This window comes from Sphingobacterium sp. CZ-2, assembly GCF_004526235.1.
GTDB classification, from domain to species: domain Bacteria; phylum Bacteroidota; class Bacteroidia; order Sphingobacteriales; family Sphingobacteriaceae; genus Sphingobacterium; species Sphingobacterium tenebrionis.
Genome location: NZ_CP038159.1, coordinates 392,423 through 411,132, shown reverse-complemented (window position 1 = coordinate 411,132; position 18,710 = coordinate 392,423). Strand labels below are relative to the sequence as shown.

Sequence of the window (18,710 nt, the reverse complement as noted above, 5' to 3'; positions counted from 1 at the left end):
TTTTTTGTTTTAAAATTAAGAGTTTTATTTGGATTTCCCCGTCATTGCGAGGAGGTACGACGAAGCAATCTTTCGATTAGAATAAAGATTGCTTCGTTCCTCGCAATGACGCGGAAAGATCCTCGCAATGACGCCATCACCCATTTCTTTCCACTTCCGGTAATTCCTTCAACTCCTCCTCCGTAAACAACCGATAATGTATCTTAAACGTCTTGCCCAATGGACTCTCCAAAGAAAACCCACCAGGTCCAAAACCATCCAACACATCCAACGTAAAATGCGAAAACTTCCAATACTCAAACAAATCCCTATCCACCCAGAACTCAAAGCCTTCCACTAACCCTATCATCGCATCATTCATCCTTGGATAAAACCCTCCCTTATCAAAACACTGTGGCTGCGTTCCTTCACAACATCCACCTGCTTGATAAAACATCAAGGGACCATGCTTTTCCACCAACTCCTTGATCACCGCCTTTGCCTCTTCCGTAACATCTATTCTTGAAACCATAAAATCCTTTCTTAATTAATCCCCAATCAATAACCAAATAATAATATTTCCACCCTTAATATAATCAATTATCCCCTATTCTTCTCCTCCTAAACCATTTACCAGCTAAAAAAATAGGGGTTAATTCCATAACCCCTAATCACACATTTAACTATTTACTACTATTAGAAAAATCCAAGCTTTTCTTTGCTATAGGAGATTAGCATATTCTTAGCTTGACGATAGTGAGCCAACATCATTTTGTGGTTTTCGCGACCAATACCCGACTGCTTATACCCTCCAAAAGGAGCTCCTGCAGGGTAGGAGTGGTATTGGTTCACCCATACACGACCAGCTTGTATAGCTCTCGGTACTTGGTACAATTGATGCGCATCACGGGTCCACACACCCGCTCCCAATCCATAGATCGTATCGTTGGCAATCGCAATCGCTTCCGCTTCATCCTTAAAAGTTGTCACAGCCAACACCGGACCAAAGATCTCCTCCTGGAAAATACGCATTTTGTTATGTCCTTTAAACAAGGTCGGTTTGATGTAGTATCCCTCTTCCAAGCCATCACCAACCTGGTTGGCATCTCCACCTGTTAATACTTCCGCACCTTCCTCTTTTCCAAGATTGATATAGGACATGATCTTATCTTTCTGGATCTTGGATGCTTGGGCACCCATCATCACCGTTGGATCCAATGGATTACCCACCTTGATCTGGTTTACACGGTCGATCACGCGTTCAATAAATTTATCATAGATATCTTCCTGGATCAATAAACGCGACGGACAGGTACAGATTTCCCCTTGGTTCAGGGCAAATAATACCGCTCCTTCGATCGCTTTATCCAAGAATGAATCATCCTCATCCATTACCGAACTAAAGAAAACATTCGGCGATTTACCACCCAGCTCCAAGGTTACCGGAATGATGTTTTCCGTAGCATATTGCATTACCATCCGACCTGTAGCGGTAGAACCGGTAAACGCGGCCTTGTTCACTTTTGGATGGGTAACCAAATGGCGACCTAATTCCGAACCGAATCCATTCACGATGTTCACGACACCAGCAGGGATCAGGTCTCCAATCAGTTCCATTAATACTAAGATAGATGTAGGAGTACTTTCAGCGGGTTTAAGGACAACCGTACAACCTGCTGCCAATGCGGGAGCCAGTTTCCATACGGCCATCAATATCGGAAAGTTCCATGGAATGATCTGGGCAACGACCCCAATCGGTTCATTGACGATCAAAGAAACCGTATTGCTGTCCAGTTCGGTCAAGGAACCTTCTTCCGCACGGATCACACTCGCAAAATAGCGGAAATGATCAATAGCCAATGGAATATCGGCATTCAAGGTCTCCCTTACTGCTTTACCATTATCAATAGTCTCTGCTGCAGCGATCATTTCCAAGTTCTGTTCGATGCGGTCGGCAATCTTGATCAGGATATTGCTACGCTCAGTGGCCGAAGTCTTGCCCCAGGTTTCAAATGCTTTTGCAGCAGCTTCTACCGCTTTATCAATATCCTCTTTTGTAGAATGTGCCACCTGCGTGAATACTTTCCCGTCGATAGGAGAGATGTTGTCAAAATATTTCCCTTGGGTTGGGGCAACAAATGCTCCATTAATGTAATTATCATAACGTTCCTTGAACGATGGTCTTGCTATTTCTGCCATAAATTTAAATTTTATACAATGTGTTTATAAATGGATATACCCAGTTTACAAATGGGTATACCCAAATTTAACCTTTCTATAAGCAAAGGGATAGCATAATTGTCGCTATGAATAGCACAATACTATCAAGAAAACCAATACCCGTTTTTATTTTCAAACGCCATTGATTATATTTGGTTACCAACCGATTATAAATACATGCTTATGGGAAAAGTAAATTTGGTCCGTGAACTACCGTACGCGACAGGAAGGGAAATATCGACATTGGTTGAGAACAGGAAGGCTTATACCCTGAATAATTTTGAACTGAATGTCTTCGAAACGTATGAACCTACGAATCTCGTTCCACTTCAATTTGATGATATCGTCATCATCAATATGTTGAAGGGTAAAAAGATCATGCATTTAAAGGATGTTCCATCTTTCGAGTATCTACCAGGAGAGACGTTGGTCCTGCCGGCTTCAAAACCCATGGAGATCGATTTCCCCGAAGCACGTTTACAGGATCCTACCCAATGCACCGCTTTGGTGATCTCCTCCGAAAAGATCGGCAATACCATAGACTATCTCAATGAAATGTACCCGAAGCAGGAAGAAAAACTCAGTTGGGACTTTTCCTGGGACAAATTTCACATCAATAATACATCGGAACTGGCCGCAATAACGAACAAATTGTTCGCTACCATGATCAGTACCGACCCGTTCAAAGATGCTTTGACGGACCTGCTCTTTAAAGAATTACTGATCCGGATCATCCAGCAGCAAAAATTTGAACTATTGAAGGAGCCAGCTCCAAAACTGAATGGTCCAGTTTCTTACCTCAAAAAATATATACAGGATAATATCAGTGAAAAACTGACCATAGAAGATCTATGTCGTAAGATGAACAGAAGTAAGGCAAGCCTTTTCCGCTTGTTTAAGGATGAATTTGGGATCAGTCCTATGGAATTGGTCATTCAAGAACGGATTGAAAAAGCAAAGGAGTTATTGCGCAATCAATTCTCCGTGAAGGAAGTCTGTTATTCTTGTGGGTTTTCGGATGTCAATTACTTTATCCGTTTATTCAAGACCCGGGAATCTATGACTCCCGGACAATACCAAAAATCATTTAGTATTCAGGCATCTTAATGCAAGGCTTACGCACTGCATCTTAGCGTTTCATGGCGCGATCCATCTCGCGTTTCGTCTCGCGTTCTTTGATGCTATCACGCTTATCAAAGTCTTTTTTACCCTGAGCCAGGGCGATCTCCACTTTCGCATACCCCCGCTCATTGATGAAAATGCGTAATGGAACGATCGTAAAACCCTTTTCTTCGCCTTTTTCCTTTAATTTCTTCATTTCCCGTTTGGTCAGCAACAATTTGCGATCGCGTTTTGCTTCATGATTGTAAAAGGATCCAAAGGAATATTCGGCAATATGCATGTTCCGGATGTAGAGGCCATCCTCAAAGAAATTACAAAAACTATCGTTGATATTGGCTTTTCCCTCACGAATGGATTTGATCTCGGTACCCAATAGAGCAAGTCCAGCTATGTATTTGTCCAATAGTTGGTATTCGAAGCTTGCTCTTTTATTTTTGATGTTTACGTTTGATGAAATCGCCATTATTTTCTAGTTATTGAAGCACAAATGTAAGAATAATAGAATTTTTGCAAAACTTATCCTCTTTTTATAGGAAACTTTATGTTAATATTAATTTAATTTTATGATATTTATATGTCAAATCAACAAGAGAATGAGGCTTAAGTTTTGTATGTTTGCGTCGATTTTTTGTAAATAAAGGGAAGAATTACAATATTTATCGGATTGTATGGCTGTAGTTTTGTACCTTTGTAAGATTTTTGACGATTTTTGTTAAAAGTTCAAAAAGTAAATATTGTTGAGAATATAGACACCTGACGAATGAGCAAGGGAAAATTAAATGAAAGAACTGCGCGGTTTTTAAATGGCGAGTTAGGAGATATCAAATCTAAAAACTTATACGCCTATTTCAGGCCGATTCAATCTAAACAAGATACGGAAGTTAAAATCGATGGTCGTCGAGTATTGATGTTTGGCTCCAATTCTTATTTAGGATTGACGACGGATCCTAGGATCATCAAGGCTTCGCAAGATGCTTTGGAAAAATATGGAACCGGATGCGCAGGCTCTCGTTTTTTGAATGGAACCTTGGACATTCACGTCGAATTGGAAGAAAAGCTTGCCGATTACGTAGGTAAAGAAGCAGCAATCTTATTCAGTACAGGATTCCAATCCAACCTAGGTCCCTTATCTTGCCTAACCGGCCGTCATGATTATATTCTTTTGGACGAACGCGATCACGCTTCCATCATCGATGGTAGCCGTTTGTCTTTCTCCAAGGTGATCAAATATGCCCATAATGATGTCAATGACCTGCGCGATAAAATGTCGCGTTTGCCTGAAGAAAGCTTCAAACTAATTGCTACAGATGGTATTTTCTCCATGGAAGGCGATATCGTTAAATTACCTGAACTTGTTCAAGTAGCTAACGAATTCGATGCGGCAATATTGTGTGATGATGCACACAGTTTGGGTGTGATCGGAGAAAAAGGTGCTGGTACAGCAAGCCATTTCGGTCTGACCGAAGAGGTGGATTTGATCATGGGTACATTCAGTAAATCATTGGCATCCTTAGGAGGCTTTGTTGCCGCCGATGCCGATACCATTGAATTCTTGAAACATAAAGCGCGTTCCTTGATGTTCAGTGCGAGTATGACACCGGCTTCGGTGGCATCTACGTTGAAAGCATTGGAGATCATCCAAACGGAACCAGAACATATCGAAAGACTGTGGGCCAATACCAATTACGCTAAAAAGTTACTTTTGGATAATGGTTTTGATCTAGGGGCTACCGAAAGTCCAATCTTACCGGTTTTTGTTAGAAACAATGAGAAAACTTATGTGGTTACGAAAATGCTTCAGGATGATGGCGTTTTTGTAAACCCGGTAGTTGCTCCTGCAGTTCCTGCTGAAGAGTCCTTGATCCGTTTCTCTCTTATGGCTACCCATACGTTCGACCAGATCGATGAGGCCGTTGAGAAGATGGCCAAGGTTTTCAAAACCTTGGAAGTGGAAAGCTTCATCAGTTAGTTTTAACAGCGTTTACACTTAAATTTTAGATCTGTGATTACGATTGTTCCTGTAGAAACCAAAAAGCAAAGGGCAGCCTTTATCGACTTCCCACATGATCTCTATGCGAACGATCCTAACTATGTGCCGGAACTATTTCTGGGACAGGAAGATCTATTGAACCCGAATAAACATCCGTTTTATAAGCATTCCAGCGCTCAACCTTTTCTTGCCTATAAAGATGGGGAATTGGTTGGTCGTGTAGCAGCAATCTATAATACCAACCATAATGCCTTCAATAAAGTTAATGAGGGTCAATTTGGTTTCTTCGATTGTATTAACGATCAGGAGGTCGCTGATAAATTATTGCAGACTGCAGAAGAATGGGTGAAAGCCAAAGGCGCGAACAATATCGTTGGTCCGATCAACCTGACGACCAATGATACCTGTGGTCTCCTGGTGGAAGGTTTTGAACGTCCACCGATGGCGATGATGCCTTATAATTTTCCTTATTACTTGGACCTGATCAGCCATGCAGGTTTTGCCAAAAAGGTAGATCTTCGTGCTTATTTGGTCAATAAGGCAGGGGCAAATCAACGCTCGGTACTCCTTTTGGATAAATTGGAGGCAAGATTGGAACGTTCTGGGATCAAACTCCGCCAGATCAATCTGAAGGATTTTAAGAGCGAGGCCGAAAAAATCAAAAAAGTATACAATAAGGCTTGGGATAAAAACCTTGGTTTTGTTCCCATGACCGATGAGGAATTCTATTATGTGGCCAAGGATCTCAAAATGATCGTGGATCCGAAATACTGTATTGTCGCTGAAAAGGACAATGAAGTGATCGGGTTTGCTTTGGGGATCCCTAACATCAATGAAATCCTGATAAACATCAAAAGGGGGAGGTTATTGCCTACCGGTATTTTCAAACTCCTTTTTGGTAAGAAAAACATACGTTCCATCCGGGTTTTGATGCTTGGCGTGTTGGACAACTACCGTAAACTGGGAATTGAAGCTTGTCTTTATGGCCGAATCATCAAAAATGCGATGCCATCGGGTATTTTGGAAGCGGAATGTTCGTGGATGCTGGATCATAATTACTTGATGAACCACGCCATTGAACAGATCAATGCCGACCTTTACAAAAGGTATCGCCTTTACGAAAAAGCGATATGAAAAAAAAGATCTTCATTACGGGTGCCAGTGGATTTGTAGGATCTCACCTGACTGAAGCTGCACAGAATTTAGGTTTAGAGGTCCATGCTGCGGTGAGAAAATCCAGCAAGGTAGCCGATATCAAACCTTTCGTCGATAAATTTGTGTTCCCTGACCTGGGCAACGCTGAAGAACTCAAAAAACTTTTTGATCAAGAGGGATACCATTACATCATCCATGCAGCGGCCATGACCAAAGCCAAGGATGAGCAGACGATGAACCTGGTCAATGTTGGTTATACGGATGCCATCATGGATGCTGCGCTTTCTGCGGATATGCCATTGGAAAGGATTTCCTATGTCAGCAGCCTTGCCGCTGTTGGACCTATTCCATATCAGGAAGAAAAATTGATCGATGAGTCTTTCCCGTACCATCCATTAACCGTTTACGGCAGAAGTAAAAAAGCTTCGGAACTGATGATCCAGGATAAATATACGGATCAGCGGATTTCCATCTTTAGACCAACCGCGGTCTATGGTCCACGGGAAAAGGATATCTTCATACTTTTTGATACGATGAAAAAAGGGCTTGATCCCTATATCGGCTCAAAACCACAGAAACTGAGCTTTGTATATGTCAAGGATCTGGTCGATGTGTTGCTGAAAGGGGTGATGGTTCCACAAGAAGGCTTACAGATTTATAATATCAGTGATGGCGAAGTGTATTCCAGATACGCAATGGCCGAAATATTCAAAGAGGTGTTCAGCCGTAAACTTTTTAGGATGCATGTTCCCTTATCCCTGGTAAAAGGGATTGCCGAGATCTCGCAATACCTGTACAAGAATTCGACGAAAACGCCAGTGATCTATCCGGAGAGACTCTTCGAACTAACGGCAGAAAATTGGGCAGTAGATATTTCCCATGCCAAAAATCTGTTGGACTACGATCCGAAATACCTATTGGAGAATGGCCTCAAGGAAAGTCTCGAATGGTACAAAATAAATAAATGGTTGTAATCCCATTTATTGCACCTACAAATTAAAACAGTAATTTATTCCAAACAATGAGTGAGCAAAAGATCAATAAGAAACTTTTTCAGGATAGAAAAAGAACCAATATATTAAGTAATCCGGAACAACGATTTATATCTTATTTGGTTCCAAGGATTCCAGCATGGCTGAGCTCGGATGGCTTAACGGCCATTGGTTTCTTCGGATCCTTGATGATCTTGGGAAGTTTTCTGCTGGCTGAATATGTTCATATCAATTTCTTGTTATTGGCGGTAATTGGTTTTTTTGTGCAATGGTTTGGGGATTCGTTGGATGGTAGGATCGCCTATTACCGGAACAAATCCAGAAAATGGTACGGCTTCGCGCTGGATATCGTCATGGACTGGATCTCGACGGTATTTATTGGATTGGGTTATGTATTCTATACAACGGGGGATTTTAAATATTTAGGTTTTGCGCTGGTTTCCTTATATGGTTGGGCGATGATCATTTCGCAATTGCGCTATCGGATCACAGATAAATATACCATTGACGCTGGACTTTTAGGTCCGACGGAAATTCGGGTGGTGATCTCTTTGGTGTTGATTTTAGAGGTAATCGTACCAGGTTCGATAAATTATAGTGTTTTGTTGATCTGTATAGCTTTGTTTTTTATCAATATCGGGGATACCAAGAAGTTGTTGGCTCTAGGCGACGCGAAGGATAAGGAGGAAAAGGCGGCCAAACTTGCCGAACAGAATAACCAAAAACAAGCGTAGTGACCGTATTGAACTAAATAGTTGCTGTTTTAAAATAATGGGATGTCCGGAAAGTTCAAAGAATTTCTAAAAGCACAATTGTCTGCCTTTTTAGGCGGACTTGCTGATTTTAGTATCTATACCTTCTGTTATAAAGTCCTACTTTTTACCGCTCCCTTTTCCAATGTGGTTTCGGGAAGTTTAGGAGCCATCCTGAATTTTACCATTAATAGGTATTGGTCTTTCAATAATACAGCTACTCCGCTGGCGAGCCAATTATGGAAATTTATTGTGGTGGTAATCGGGAGTATATCCATTAAATCCCTGGGTATTCATCTTTTTGTGGATATCTGGCATTGGCATTTTCTGCTTTCCAAATTAATTATTGAAATTGTGGTTTCTTTGGGTTTTAACTTTACCCTTCAGAAGTATTGGGTTTTTAAGAAGTAGGTAAAGTCCCGTCATTGCGAGGAGTTAAAGTCACGTCATTGCGAGGAGGCACGAGGAAGCAATCTTTGGACATGCGGCTCCCCATGTCATCCTGAGCATCGCCGAAGGATCTGTACGTGTACCACATGTAGATGCTTCGACTGCGCTCAGCATGACATGGCTCGAAGATTGCTTCGTTCCTCGCAATGACGCAGGGTCCCCGCAATGACGCAGAGCCCCCCAAGTTGCCTTCGATGCAAAACCATGGTGAAAGCAATGCTAAAGTATGCTTTTCCTATGGTCAACATCCATTTTCATGCTTTTTCCCTTCTTTCACCTTGCTTTAAATATGAACCAAGTAGGTTCCGGAGCAAAATATGTTTACCTATCAGCAGGCCAACATTTCCTGGGCCCTGACTGGGTCCCTTTGCCGCCATCGCCGCCCTTCTGCAGCAGGGCTTCCAGCTTATGGTCACATTCGGCAATCTGCTTCATGTAGAACAGATAGGCCTCATGGGCGATCCTTAGGGCGAACACACCCCTTTCTGTATAGAAACCCTCCAGGGCGGCAAGGATCTCCTGGGACTTGGTCCTGCGCAGCCTGGTATGGCACAGGGACAGCAGGACACCAGGATCGCGCTCGCCCGACAGGATGGCACCGATGACGGCCATACCGCTTGCTCCATGGATCTGGCTCAGTACCTCGGGAAGCCTGATGTTCATTTCCACCAGGGCCTTCTGCATGTGGTTGACATGCATGGCGGCGTTCCGCAGCAGGTCCTCCCTCAGCCTCAGGTAGCTGCGGATCTCCTTTTGGTCCCCTTCGGCCACAAAGCAGCGGTTCAGCAGTCCATAGCTGTGCAGCTGCTGGATCCATTGGCAGTCCTTTACATCGGTCTTCCGTCCGGGGACCTGTTTGGTCTGGCGGCCGTCGACCAGCCAGACGTCAAGCCCTCCGGCGTGGAGGATATCGTAAAGGATGAACCAATAGGAACCCGTGGCCTCCATCGCAACGGTGTCCACACCATGGGAGAGCAGATAGTCCAGGGCTTCGCGAAAGTTACGGGTAAAAGTGGCGAAGGAAACGACCTCCTGCCCCTGGACGGAGATGAAGATTCTGCGTGAACCGATATCGATCCCCGCAGCATGATCGTGAATGATTTTCATGGCACATCAATTAAAATGTGAAACCATTAAGCCCATAGAGGAAAAATAAACGGCAGGCTACCATACGGACAATCTAAAAGATGTACCAAACTCCAATGCCTCAATCTATGGAACCAAGCTCAGGGACAGGCAAGATGCACTATACGATAGTCCGGTCAAACTGCAGAATGGTCAATGAACTAAGTTACTAAATGTCATCACCTTCCGATAAATTTAGTTCAAATTTTTAATTCTCAGGATGACAGGGAGAAAGATTGCTTCGTCGTGCCTCCTCGCAATGACGGGATGGTTGACAAAAAAACAGGCTGAACCATTTATCATGATTCAGCCTGTTCTATTCGCTTGCAGTATCTAAATTCTAAATACTCACTACTAAATACTCAAAAATTAGATACTCAAAAATTAAATAGCTAACGTTTTCTCCTTCAACCAAGCAGCGTGTTCTTCATCCAATTTCGGGCTTAATTTCTCAAATACCCAAGCATTGTACCTATTCAACCAATCAATATGCTTTTCATCCAATAAAGTTTTATCCACTAAATCCGTAGCAATATAACAGATCGTCAAGGTCTCAAAATCCATGAAATCTCCAAAATAATTGCTTTCCACCGCTTTCGACAACACCAAATTCTCAATACGAATACCATATTGACCTTCACGATATAATCCCGGTTCAATAGAGGTAATCATGCCCTCTTCAATCAGGATATCAATCGCAGCCATATTGAACACCTGTGGACCTTCATGCACATTCAAAAAGAAACCTACCCCATGACCTGTCCCATGTCCATAATTACGCAACTGCTCCCAAATCGGACGTCTTGTGATCGCATCAATCGAATATCCCCTTGTACCTTTTGGAAAGATTGCCTGAGAACCTTCAATAGTTCCTTTCAGCACCAAGGTATAATCTGTTTTCTCCTCTGCTTTAATGTTTCCAAGAGAAACAACACGCGTAATATCCGTTGTTCCATCCTTATATTGACCTCCGGAATCCACCAATAATAGTCCTTCTGGTTTTAGTGTAGCATTGCTTTCTTCGGTCGCTTTATAATGTGGCAAAGCACCGTGCTCCAGATAACCGGCAATGGTATCAAAGGAAATATCCACAAAACCATCATTTTCCGCGCGAAATCCTTGCAATTTCTCAGCAATGGAAATCTCGGTCAATTCACCTTTGCCGACTTCCTCTTCCAACCACTTAAAGAATTTGGTCAGAGCAACACCATCTTTCACCATGGCATTGCGTGTATGTTCGATCTCTACCCCATTCTTAACCGTTTTCAGGTTAGTGGATGGATTGGTCTCCTCTACAATTTCAACCCCATCAGCAACAGCATCATAAAACGCAAAACATGTGCGTTTGGTATCCAACAAAATTCTACCGTTGGAAATAGACTTCACCGCATCAAATGCCTTTTCATAATCCTCTACTTGTACCCCCGAAGCATTCAATGATGCTACCTCTTCATTCGAAAGTTTTCCATCAGCAATGAAAAGGGTGTTTTTATCCGCTTGGATCAGGAAGAAGCCCAATACCACCGGATTACAATGCACATCATTACCACGGATGTTCAATAACCAAGCAAGGTCATCCAAGGATGAAACCAAATGGTTATCTACACGTTTATCTTTCAATTTAGCTTTAACGGCCTCGATTTTTGAAGCCGTCGATTGACCTGTTGTTTTTTCATCCAACAAATAGGCTTTTTCCAAAGGCAATGCTGGTCTATTCTCCCAGATTGGATCCAACAGATCTAAATGTCCATTTACATGGATTCCTAGGGGTTGTAATTCCTGTTGAACAGCCTGAGCGACCGCCACGGCAGCCAGGTTACCATCAAAAGCAACAGTATCGCCTTCTTTTAATTGTTTTGCAAGCCAAGTAGCATATTCTGGTTTTCCCTGTACCTGAAGTTTCACCAATTCAAATCCTGTCCCTTCCAACTGCTCTCCAGCCTGAACAAAATAGCGTGAATCTGTCCAAAGACCTGCAAAATCTGCGGTGATCACCAATGTTCCTGCCGAACCGGTAAATCCGGATGTCCAAGCAATACATTTATATCGGTCTGGGAGATACTCACTGATATGTGGGTCAGATGATGGGATAATATAGGCATCTACACCTTTTTCTTTCATCTGCTCCCGGATGGAAGCTAATTTTTCGATGTGATTCATTATGTAATTTTTAATATTCCACGCAAGTTATAAAAACTCTCTTAATTAATACATTACCTTAATCATAGATTTGAAATTTTACACTTTTAATGCACTACTTGTTTAGTAGATTACGATATTTGCTAGCTATGAGAAGATTTTTTTCATTTTTTTCGATGCTGACATTGGTCACTGTGCTGGGTACAGCTCCGGTGTTGGGCCAAGGGATTAAACCAAAAATCCAATCTGCCTTTCAGACTTTCCAAAAAAGCCCTGCCCTTCAAAGTGGCTTGGCTTCTTTAACGGTCATCAACGCGAAAACCGGCGAAGTGGTTTTTGATGGCAACAACAAAATCGGAATGCCAACAGCATCCACCCTCAAGGTCATCACCTCCATAACCGCCCTCGAACTATTGGGCGCGGACTATACCTTTCCGACAAAACTCTATGTTACTGGAGATGTCGACTCCTTGGGTGTATTGAATGGAGACATCATTATTGAAGGCTCTGGAGATCCTACTTTGGGTAGTGATCGCTACGAACAGACTAAAGCGGCTACTATCCTTTCCAAATGGAAAGAGGCCATTCTTAAACTGGGAATCAAACAAATAGCAGGAAGTATTATTGCCAATGACCAACTTTATAATGGATATGATGTACCGGGCACTTGGATGTGGACCGATATCGGCAATTACTATGGAGCAGGTGTATCAGGCCTGAATTGGAAGGAAAACAAATTGGGCATCAATTTCAGTCCATCTAGACCTGGCCAACCGGCAGCTCTTCAACCTGTAAAAACACCTCCATTTTTCCAGATGATCAATCAGGTAAGCACTGGAAATGTGGGTTCGGGAGATAATGTATATGCCTATTCTGCTCCCTATTCCAATACGATCTATTTAAGAGGGACCTACGGAAGTGACCTAAAGAAAACCATTGAGATATCCGTTCCAGACCCTGCCCTGTATCTTGCGTACGATCTTTCTGAAGTCCTTGCCCAAGATTCCATTGCAGTGTTGGATACCATCATCACCTTTCAAGGTTTAAAAAATAGAGACCCACAATACCTGATCAGCGGGAATAAAAAGCTGATCCATACCCACCATTCTCCGAAGTTGATGGAGATTGTACATTGGTTCAACCAAAAGAGTATCAACCTTTATGGAGAAAGTCTATTGAAGGTCATTGGAGGCATTTCCGCCAACAAAACCAATACCAGCGAAGCAGCCAATCTGGTCGCTAAGTTCTGGCAAAATAAATTAAAGATTTCACCGAGTGAAATCAATACCTTTGATGGTTCGGGATTATCGCCACAGAACCGGGTTACGACCCAAGCAATGGCCAGAATCATGCAATATGCAAAGGGAAGAACCTGGTATGCCGATTTTCTAAAATCTTTGCCCAATGTGAATGGGACATCCATGAAAAGCGGAACTATAGGAGGTGTATTGGGCTATACCGGCTATCAAAAAGCTGCCGATGGCCAAGAATATACCTTTTCCTTATTGGTAAATAATTACCAAGGATCAGCCTCCTCGATGAGACAGGCCATGTTTAAATTATTAGATGCATTAAAATAGATTATTCAGGCAATAATCGACACATATAAGTATAAACTAAAATTGTAATGAGTAACATCAACAGAAAGAAAGACGCTTTAACCTACCATTCTATGGGGCGTCCAGGTAAAATTGCCGTTGTACCAACAAAACCACACAGTACCCAAAGAGATTTAACATTAGCCTATTCTCCTGGTGTAGCAGAGCCTTGTTTGGCGATTGCAGAAAACAGCGAGGATGCATATAAATATACTGCAAAAGGAAACTTAGTAGCGGTTATCAGTAATGGTACTGCCGTACTAGGTTTAGGAGATATCGGTGCGCAGGCCGGAAAACCAGTGATGGAAGGTAAAGGTCTATTATTTAAGATCTTCGCGGATATCGATGTGTTTGATATTGAATTGGACACCAAGAATGTTGATGAATTTGTAAACATCGTAAAAGCATTGGAACCTACATTCGGGGGGATCAACTTGGAGGATATCAAAGCGCCAGAGTGTTTTGAGATTGAAAGACGCTTAAAGGCAGAGATGAACATTCCGGTGATGCACGATGACCAACATGGTACAGCGATTATTTCTGGTGCAGCCTTGATCAACGCCTGCGAATTGCAAGGTAAGGATATTGCTGATGTGAAAATCGTAGTGAACGGTGCAGGTGCTGCTGCTATTTCTTGTACAGCCATGTATGTTGCGGTTGGTGCAAGAAAAGAGAACATCGTGATGTTAGATAGTAAAGGGGTTATCCGTAACGACCGTGACAACTTAGATGCAACAAAAGCAGAATGGGCAACCGACCGTGACATTCATTCCTTGGAAGATGCCGTGGCAGGTTCGGATGTTTTCATTGGTTTATCCAAAGCGGATGTATTGACCAAGGAGATGTTATTGACCATGAACAGTAATCCGATTGTTTTGGCGATGGCTAATCCAAATCCTGAAATTGCTTACGATCTAGCGGTTGAAACACGTGATGATATCATCATGGGTACTGGACGTTCCGATTATCCTAACCAGGTGAACAATGTATTGGGATTCCCGTATATTTTCCGTGGTGCATTGGATGTACGCGCTACAGCCATTAATGAAGACATGAAAATCGCTGCTGTTCGCGCAATTGCCGAATTAGCGAAACAAAATGTACCTGAAGAGGTTAACATTGCCTATAACCAAAGTAATATCCGTTTTGGTAAAGATTATGTGATCCCAAAACCAACCGATCCACGTTTGATCACGGAAGTATCTATTGCGGTTGCTAAGGCCGCTATTGCTTCTGGCGTAGCCCGTAAGACCATTGAGGATTGGGATGCCTACCGGGAAGAACTTCATAAACGTTTGGGTAAGGAAGACCGCATCATCCGCAATTTATCTGCAAAAGCAAAAACCAACCCTAAACGTGTGGTATTCGCAGAGGCTGATAACACCAAAACCCTTCGCGCTGCCCAGATCGTAAAAGAAGAAGGTATTGCATTCCCTATTTTATTAGGTAACAAAGAGAAGATCCAAAACATCATCAAAGAATATGCTTTTGAATTGGATGGGGCGGAGATCATCGATCCGCAAGCGGAGATTGACTCGCCACGTTTCGAAAAATATGCAGAGCATCTTTACAAGAAAAGACAACGTCGTGGCATCAATAAATTGGATTCCCGAAAATTGATGACCAATAGAAACTATTTTGCTGCCAGCATGGTTGAGTTTGGTGAGGCAGATACCTTGATTTCTGGATTGACCAGAAATTACGCATCTACGATTCGTCCGGCATTGCAGGTGATCGGTGCCAAACCAGGAAGCCGTGTTGCAGGTATGTACATCATGATGACCAATAAAGGACCTTTATTCTTTGGTGATACCACCGTTAATGAAGATCCAACACCACAGGAGTTGGCTGATATTACGGTATTATTGGATTCTGCTGTTAAGCGATTCAATATCAAACCACGTATTGCTATGTTATCCTACTCCAACTTTGGTTCCAATGAAGGAACGGTTTCCGATAAAGTTCGCCAAGCGGTGAAGATCCTTCATGCAGAACATCCTGAAATCGTAGCTGATGGTGAGATCCAAGCGAATTTTGCATTGAACCCAGAAATGTTGTCCGCTAATTTCCCATTCTCTGCATTAAATGGCGAAGCAGCAAATACCTTGGTATTCCCTAATTTGGAATCCGGTAATATTGCCTATAAGCTATTACAGGAAGTTGGAAATGCAGAAGCTGTAGGACCAATCCTATTGGGAATGAACAAGCCTGTCCATGTATTGCAATTAGACAGTTCCGTTCGTGAGATCGTGAACATGGTTACCATTGCGGTGGTGGATGCCATTGAGCACGAAAAAAACAACAATAACTAACATTTCCGTATGTACGAATACATCAAAGGAAAATTAGTAGTAAAAGCGCCCACCCACGTTGTTATAGACGTAGGTGGGATTGGCTATTACCTGCATATTTCCCTGACGACCTTTAGCCAGATCAAAGATTTGGAAGACTGTAAGCTCTTTACTTCCTTTCAGGTTAGAGAAGACTCCCAGACTTTATACGGCTTTGCAACAGAAGGCGAAAGGCATTTATTTGAACACCTGATCTCCGTTTCAGGTATAGGACCAAATACGGGTCGTATGATGCTATCTTCCATTACTCCGGAAGAGATCCAGCAAGCCATTGTTGCCGGACAGGTCAATATTATCCAGAAGATTAAGGGTATTGGGCCAAAAACGGCACAACGTGTTATTTTGGAATTACAGGACAAATTGAAGAAACAAGGACCAGATGCCTTGATTCCGCTGCCGGTAACCAAATCTTCAGCTATTAAAGAGGCATTGACGGCATTGGTGATGTTGGGTTTTGGAAAACCGCAAGCCGACAAAGTGCTACAGGCGATCCATAACGCAGAGCCAGATTTGACCGTTGAAAAATTGATCAAAGCAGCATTAAAAAGATTATAATTTACATGGCAGAAGACTTACAGATAATCCAAGGGGATAAACAGACGCAATATGAAAACCTCCTTCCACAGATCAAGGGATTGATTTCAGGAGAGACCAATTTTGTGGCCAATATGGCAAATATCTGCGCGGCATTGAAAGAGCAGTTCCATTTTTTCTGGGTAGGATTTTATTTGGCTGAAAACGAGGAATTGGTTTTAGGCCCATTCCAGGGACCCGTAGCCTGTACGAGGATTGCTTATAACCGTGGAGTTTGTGGGACAGCCTGGGCAAAGGAAGAAACCGTAATCGTTCCGAATGTGGATGAATTCCCAGGGCATATCGCTTGCTCTTCTTTATCGAAATCGGAGATCGTAGTACCTTTGTTCAAGGACGGTAAATGTATAGGTATTCTCGATGTGGATAGCGACGAACTGGCTGATTTTGATGAAATTGACAGTAAATACCTAGCTGAAATCTTAACCTTTTTAGGAGATACTTATTAAAACGTAAATCTTTTAACAAAGAGTAAAACAATTCCCGTATATTTGTGTTGAATCACAACTATAATTATTAATCTATCATGTCGGGAACTAAATCTTTGGCTCTGCTGAATTTCATGATGGTCACGTTGAATTTCACGTGGATTATCTTGATGGACAACAGTTTTTTCTTCGGAAATTCGATCAATACGGCCATTAGTTCCTATCCAACTTACCTAACCCCAGCACCTATTACATTTAAAATATGGTCATTTCTTTCGGCCAATATGATATTGGTAGGGATACTGATGTTTATAGCTTCTAGAAATGAAGCTGAAAATCCAAGAACAGTTCTTAAGATCAAGAAAATAGGTAATCTACTTATCCTGAATCAATTATTCTGTGGTTTGAGTATGGTATTAAAAATGAACAATCATTTTATCCTTTCTGTAATTTGTTCATCAGCATGTTTGATTACCATTTTAATGATCAATAAACGGATAGAAATTCATAAACTGGTTTCGAATTCTTTCATTCGCTATTTTATCCGTTTAGGTTTTGGGGTATATACAGGTTGGATGATTATTTTAATGGCCTTCAATAGTGTGATCATTTTAGCCAAATTTGAATTGGTAAGCTCCTCTTCGGAATTGTTCTGGTTGAATGTAGCTGTGCTGTTGGCATGTACGGCATACGGTATTTATTATACCATAACACATTATCTCCCTGCGGTTTCTGCTGTTTTAGCTTGGGGTATTTTTGGCATTCTTATCCAAAACATCAAGCAGCCACATTTCATTGATCCGGATATGAAACCGTATCTATATGTCATGTTATTCGCGTGCATTCTCGCTACCTTGTATTCGTTCTATCTATGTAATGTGCGGAGAAAGTTGCAAGAAGGGTTTAATGAGTTTCCACCTTCCATATCTTAATCGATTTATCATCACTTACCGTAAAAATCCGATTTTCTTGCCAAAGGACATTATTGATGCTGAGGTAATGGCTTTCTACACCTTTATCCCGAGAGATATTCTTTAAAAGACCCCAATCTGCAGATCTCCATATTTTTATGGTCTTATCCCTACTTACGGTTACCAAAAAATTATTATCAGCCGAGCTGTCTATGCCATAAACCGTGAACATATGTGGCACAAGGCTCTGTTTTTTCTCCAAGGTCTTTGGATCCAAGCGATTGATCTTTGCATCCCGTCCTCCAGAAATTAGCTCCCCATTTATAAATCGTAAGGATGTTACCGGCAATTCATGGATTGGCTCTTTTATATATTTATGGAAATCATAGGCATCATGGACATGGACCATCCCCAATTTATCCCCAAAGGCCAATAATTTACCGTCTTCTGAAAGGCAGATGACACGCGCGGTGGTATCGGATACCTTGAAACGGTATAAAAGTTCTAAACTTTCCAAACTCCAAACATAAGCAAACCCTTCCTCTCCAATAGCGATCAGTTCCCTTTTGGAGGGGATAAGTTTGATATCAAATATGGCTCCCGATTCCGTATTCCAATTGGCAACAAGCGATTGCTTTTGGGTATCCACCAATAAGAGTTGCCCAGAACGCAATCCAATGGCCAAGAGGTCAGAATCCGGAATGGCCAATAGTTTGTATACAGAAGAACCCACCTTACAAAGAATCCTTTTGAACTTCATTTCCTGCAGATCCCATTCCACTACCCCTTTATCATTTCCACCGGTATATAATACCGAGGAATTTTCAGGTTGGGCTAAGGCAAAGACAGGATTTTGATGTCCGGTAAGCGTAGATTCTAATGTAATTTCCAAAGTGGATGCCATGTT

At 42.1% G+C, this 18,710-nt stretch carries 17 protein-coding genes; 11 read left to right on the top strand and 6 right to left on the bottom strand.

The genetic code is table 11. The features are described from left to right. Positions 1-136: 136 nt before the first annotated feature. Together E3D81_RS01850 and E3D81_RS01845 are read right to left on the bottom strand one after the other, a co-directional pair. Positions 137-511 (bottom strand): DUF779 domain-containing protein, encoded by a 375-nt coding sequence (locus E3D81_RS01850; RefSeq protein ID WP_134776206.1) that lies wholly within the window; start codon positions 509-511, stop codon positions 137-139. A 164-nt stretch (positions 512-675) separates the two neighbouring features. After that, entirely contained in the window at positions 676-2,178 is a 1,503-nt protein-coding gene (locus tag E3D81_RS01845; RefSeq protein WP_134776205.1) for an aldehyde dehydrogenase family protein, read from the bottom strand. A 204-nt stretch (positions 2,179-2,382) separates the two neighbouring features. Between E3D81_RS01845 and E3D81_RS01840 the strand changes: the two genes are divergently transcribed. Next, a complete protein-coding gene (locus tag E3D81_RS01840; RefSeq protein ID WP_134776204.1) occupies positions 2,383-3,306 on the top strand; it encodes a helix-turn-helix domain-containing protein in 924 nt (307 codons plus the stop codon). Positions 3,307-3,328: 22 nt separating this feature from the next. Here E3D81_RS01840 and smpB read toward each other — a convergent pair whose 3' ends face one another. After that, positions 3,329-3,784 (bottom strand): SsrA-binding protein SmpB, encoded by a 456-nt coding sequence (gene smpB, locus E3D81_RS01835; RefSeq protein WP_099367655.1) that lies wholly within the window; start codon positions 3,782-3,784, stop codon positions 3,329-3,331. A gap of 297 nt (positions 3,785-4,081) precedes the next feature. Between smpB and spt the strand changes: the two genes are divergently transcribed. Genes spt through E3D81_RS01810 form a run of 5 tightly spaced genes read left to right on the top strand, consistent with a single transcriptional unit; the run spans position 4,082 to position 8,621 of the window. Next, a complete protein-coding gene (gene spt / locus E3D81_RS01830; RefSeq protein ID WP_134776203.1) occupies positions 4,082-5,290 on the top strand; it encodes a serine palmitoyltransferase in 1,209 nt (402 codons plus the stop codon). A gap of 33 nt (positions 5,291-5,323) precedes the next feature. Further along, positions 5,324-6,445: a hypothetical protein gene (locus tag E3D81_RS01825; RefSeq protein ID WP_134776202.1), complete on the top strand. Its 1,122-nt coding sequence runs from the start codon at positions 5,324-5,326 to the stop codon at positions 6,443-6,445. After that, a complete protein-coding gene (locus tag E3D81_RS01820) occupies positions 6,442-7,440 on the top strand; it encodes an NAD-dependent epimerase/dehydratase family protein (RefSeq protein ID WP_134776201.1) in 999 nt (332 codons plus the stop codon). The genes E3D81_RS01825 and E3D81_RS01820 overlap by 4 nt, the downstream gene beginning before the upstream one ends. 47 nt (positions 7,441-7,487) lie before the next feature. Then, the gene (locus E3D81_RS01815) at positions 7,488-8,192 is read left to right on the top strand and encodes a CDP-alcohol phosphatidyltransferase family protein (RefSeq protein WP_134776200.1); all 705 of its coding nucleotides are present in this window, start codon (positions 7,488-7,490) and stop codon (positions 8,190-8,192) included. A gap of 42 nt (positions 8,193-8,234) precedes the next feature. Then, positions 8,235-8,621 (top strand): GtrA family protein, encoded by a 387-nt coding sequence (locus E3D81_RS01810; protein ID WP_134776199.1) that lies wholly within the window; start codon positions 8,235-8,237, stop codon positions 8,619-8,621. 360 nt (positions 8,622-8,981) lie between these two features. Here E3D81_RS01810 and E3D81_RS01805 read toward each other — a convergent pair whose 3' ends face one another. After that, positions 8,982-9,767: an IS110 family transposase gene (locus tag E3D81_RS01805; RefSeq protein WP_134776198.1), complete on the bottom strand. Its 786-nt coding sequence runs from the start codon at positions 9,765-9,767 to the stop codon at positions 8,982-8,984. A 402-nt stretch (positions 9,768-10,169) separates the two neighbouring features. Then, positions 10,170-11,945 carry an aminopeptidase P family protein gene (locus tag E3D81_RS01800; protein WP_134776197.1) on the bottom strand — a complete coding sequence of 592 codons (1,776 nt, stop codon included), beginning with the start codon at positions 11,943-11,945 and terminating at the stop codon, positions 10,170-10,172. A gap of 128 nt (positions 11,946-12,073) precedes the next feature. Between E3D81_RS01800 and dacB the strand changes: the two genes are divergently transcribed. The 5 genes from dacB to E3D81_RS01775 all read left to right on the top strand — a co-directional run bounded on the left by dacB (position 12,074) and on the right by E3D81_RS01775 (position 17,824). Continuing rightward, positions 12,074-13,504, top strand: a complete 1,431-nt coding sequence (dacB, locus tag E3D81_RS01795; protein WP_245153266.1) for a D-alanyl-D-alanine carboxypeptidase/D-alanyl-D-alanine-endopeptidase — start codon at positions 12,074-12,076, stop codon at positions 13,502-13,504. 47 nt (positions 13,505-13,551) lie between these two features. After that, positions 13,552-15,834 carry an NADP-dependent malic enzyme gene (locus E3D81_RS01790; RefSeq protein WP_099367743.1) on the top strand — a complete coding sequence of 761 codons (2,283 nt, stop codon included), beginning with the start codon at positions 13,552-13,554 and terminating at the stop codon, positions 15,832-15,834. A gap of 9 nt (positions 15,835-15,843) precedes the next feature. Beyond that, positions 15,844-16,428, top strand: coding sequence for a Holliday junction branch migration protein RuvA (ruvA, locus tag E3D81_RS01785; protein ID WP_134776196.1), 585 nt, complete (start codon positions 15,844-15,846; stop codon positions 16,426-16,428). Between the two features lie 5 nt (positions 16,429-16,433). Next, positions 16,434-16,913, top strand: a complete 480-nt coding sequence (locus E3D81_RS01780; RefSeq protein WP_134776195.1) for a GAF domain-containing protein — start codon at positions 16,434-16,436, stop codon at positions 16,911-16,913. A gap of 77 nt (positions 16,914-16,990) precedes the next feature. Further along, a complete protein-coding gene (locus E3D81_RS01775) occupies positions 16,991-17,824 on the top strand; it encodes a hypothetical protein (RefSeq protein WP_134776194.1) in 834 nt (277 codons plus the stop codon). Here the strand turns inward: E3D81_RS01775 and E3D81_RS01770 are convergent. Then, positions 17,796-18,707 (bottom strand): WD40 repeat domain-containing protein, encoded by a 912-nt coding sequence (locus E3D81_RS01770; RefSeq protein ID WP_134776193.1) that lies wholly within the window; start codon positions 18,705-18,707, stop codon positions 17,796-17,798. The genes E3D81_RS01775 and E3D81_RS01770 overlap by 29 nt on opposite strands. Positions 18,708-18,710 lie beyond the last annotated feature (3 nt).

Coding starts and splice junctions, on each gene's coding strand:
- smpB (WP_099367655.1), bottom strand. CDS start 3,784: ATGGCGATTTCATCAAACGTAAACATCAAAAATAAAAGAGCAAGCTTC.
- E3D81_RS01810 (WP_134776199.1), top strand. CDS start 8,235: ATGTCCGGAAAGTTCAAAGAATTTCTAAAAGCACAATTGTCTGCCTTT.
- E3D81_RS01790 (WP_099367743.1), top strand. CDS start 13,552: ATGAGTAACATCAACAGAAAGAAAGACGCTTTAACCTACCATTCTATG.
- E3D81_RS01845 (WP_134776205.1), bottom strand. CDS start 2,178: ATGGCAGAAATAGCAAGACCATCGTTCAAGGAACGTTATGATAATTAC.
- spt (WP_134776203.1), top strand. CDS start 4,082: ATGAGCAAGGGAAAATTAAATGAAAGAACTGCGCGGTTTTTAAATGGC.
- dacB (WP_245153266.1), top strand. CDS start 12,074: ATGAGAAGATTTTTTTCATTTTTTTCGATGCTGACATTGGTCACTGTG.
- E3D81_RS01775 (WP_134776194.1), top strand. CDS start 16,991: ATGTCGGGAACTAAATCTTTGGCTCTGCTGAATTTCATGATGGTCACG.
- E3D81_RS01800 (WP_134776197.1), bottom strand. CDS start 11,945: ATGAATCACATCGAAAAATTAGCTTCCATCCGGGAGCAGATGAAAGAA.
- ruvA (WP_134776196.1), top strand. CDS start 15,844: ATGTACGAATACATCAAAGGAAAATTAGTAGTAAAAGCGCCCACCCAC.
- E3D81_RS01805 (WP_134776198.1), bottom strand. CDS start 9,767: ATGAAAATCATTCACGATCATGCTGCGGGGATCGATATCGGTTCACGC.
- E3D81_RS01850 (WP_134776206.1), bottom strand. CDS start 511: ATGGTTTCAAGAATAGATGTTACGGAAGAGGCAAAGGCGGTGATCAAG.
- E3D81_RS01780 (WP_134776195.1), top strand. CDS start 16,434: ATGGCAGAAGACTTACAGATAATCCAAGGGGATAAACAGACGCAATAT.
- E3D81_RS01815 (WP_134776200.1), top strand. CDS start 7,488: ATGAGTGAGCAAAAGATCAATAAGAAACTTTTTCAGGATAGAAAAAGA.
- E3D81_RS01770 (WP_134776193.1), bottom strand. CDS start 18,707: ATGGCATCCACTTTGGAAATTACATTAGAATCTACGCTTACCGGACAT.
- E3D81_RS01840 (WP_134776204.1), top strand. CDS start 2,383: ATGGGAAAAGTAAATTTGGTCCGTGAACTACCGTACGCGACAGGAAGG.
- E3D81_RS01820 (WP_134776201.1), top strand. CDS start 6,442: ATGAAAAAAAAGATCTTCATTACGGGTGCCAGTGGATTTGTAGGATCT.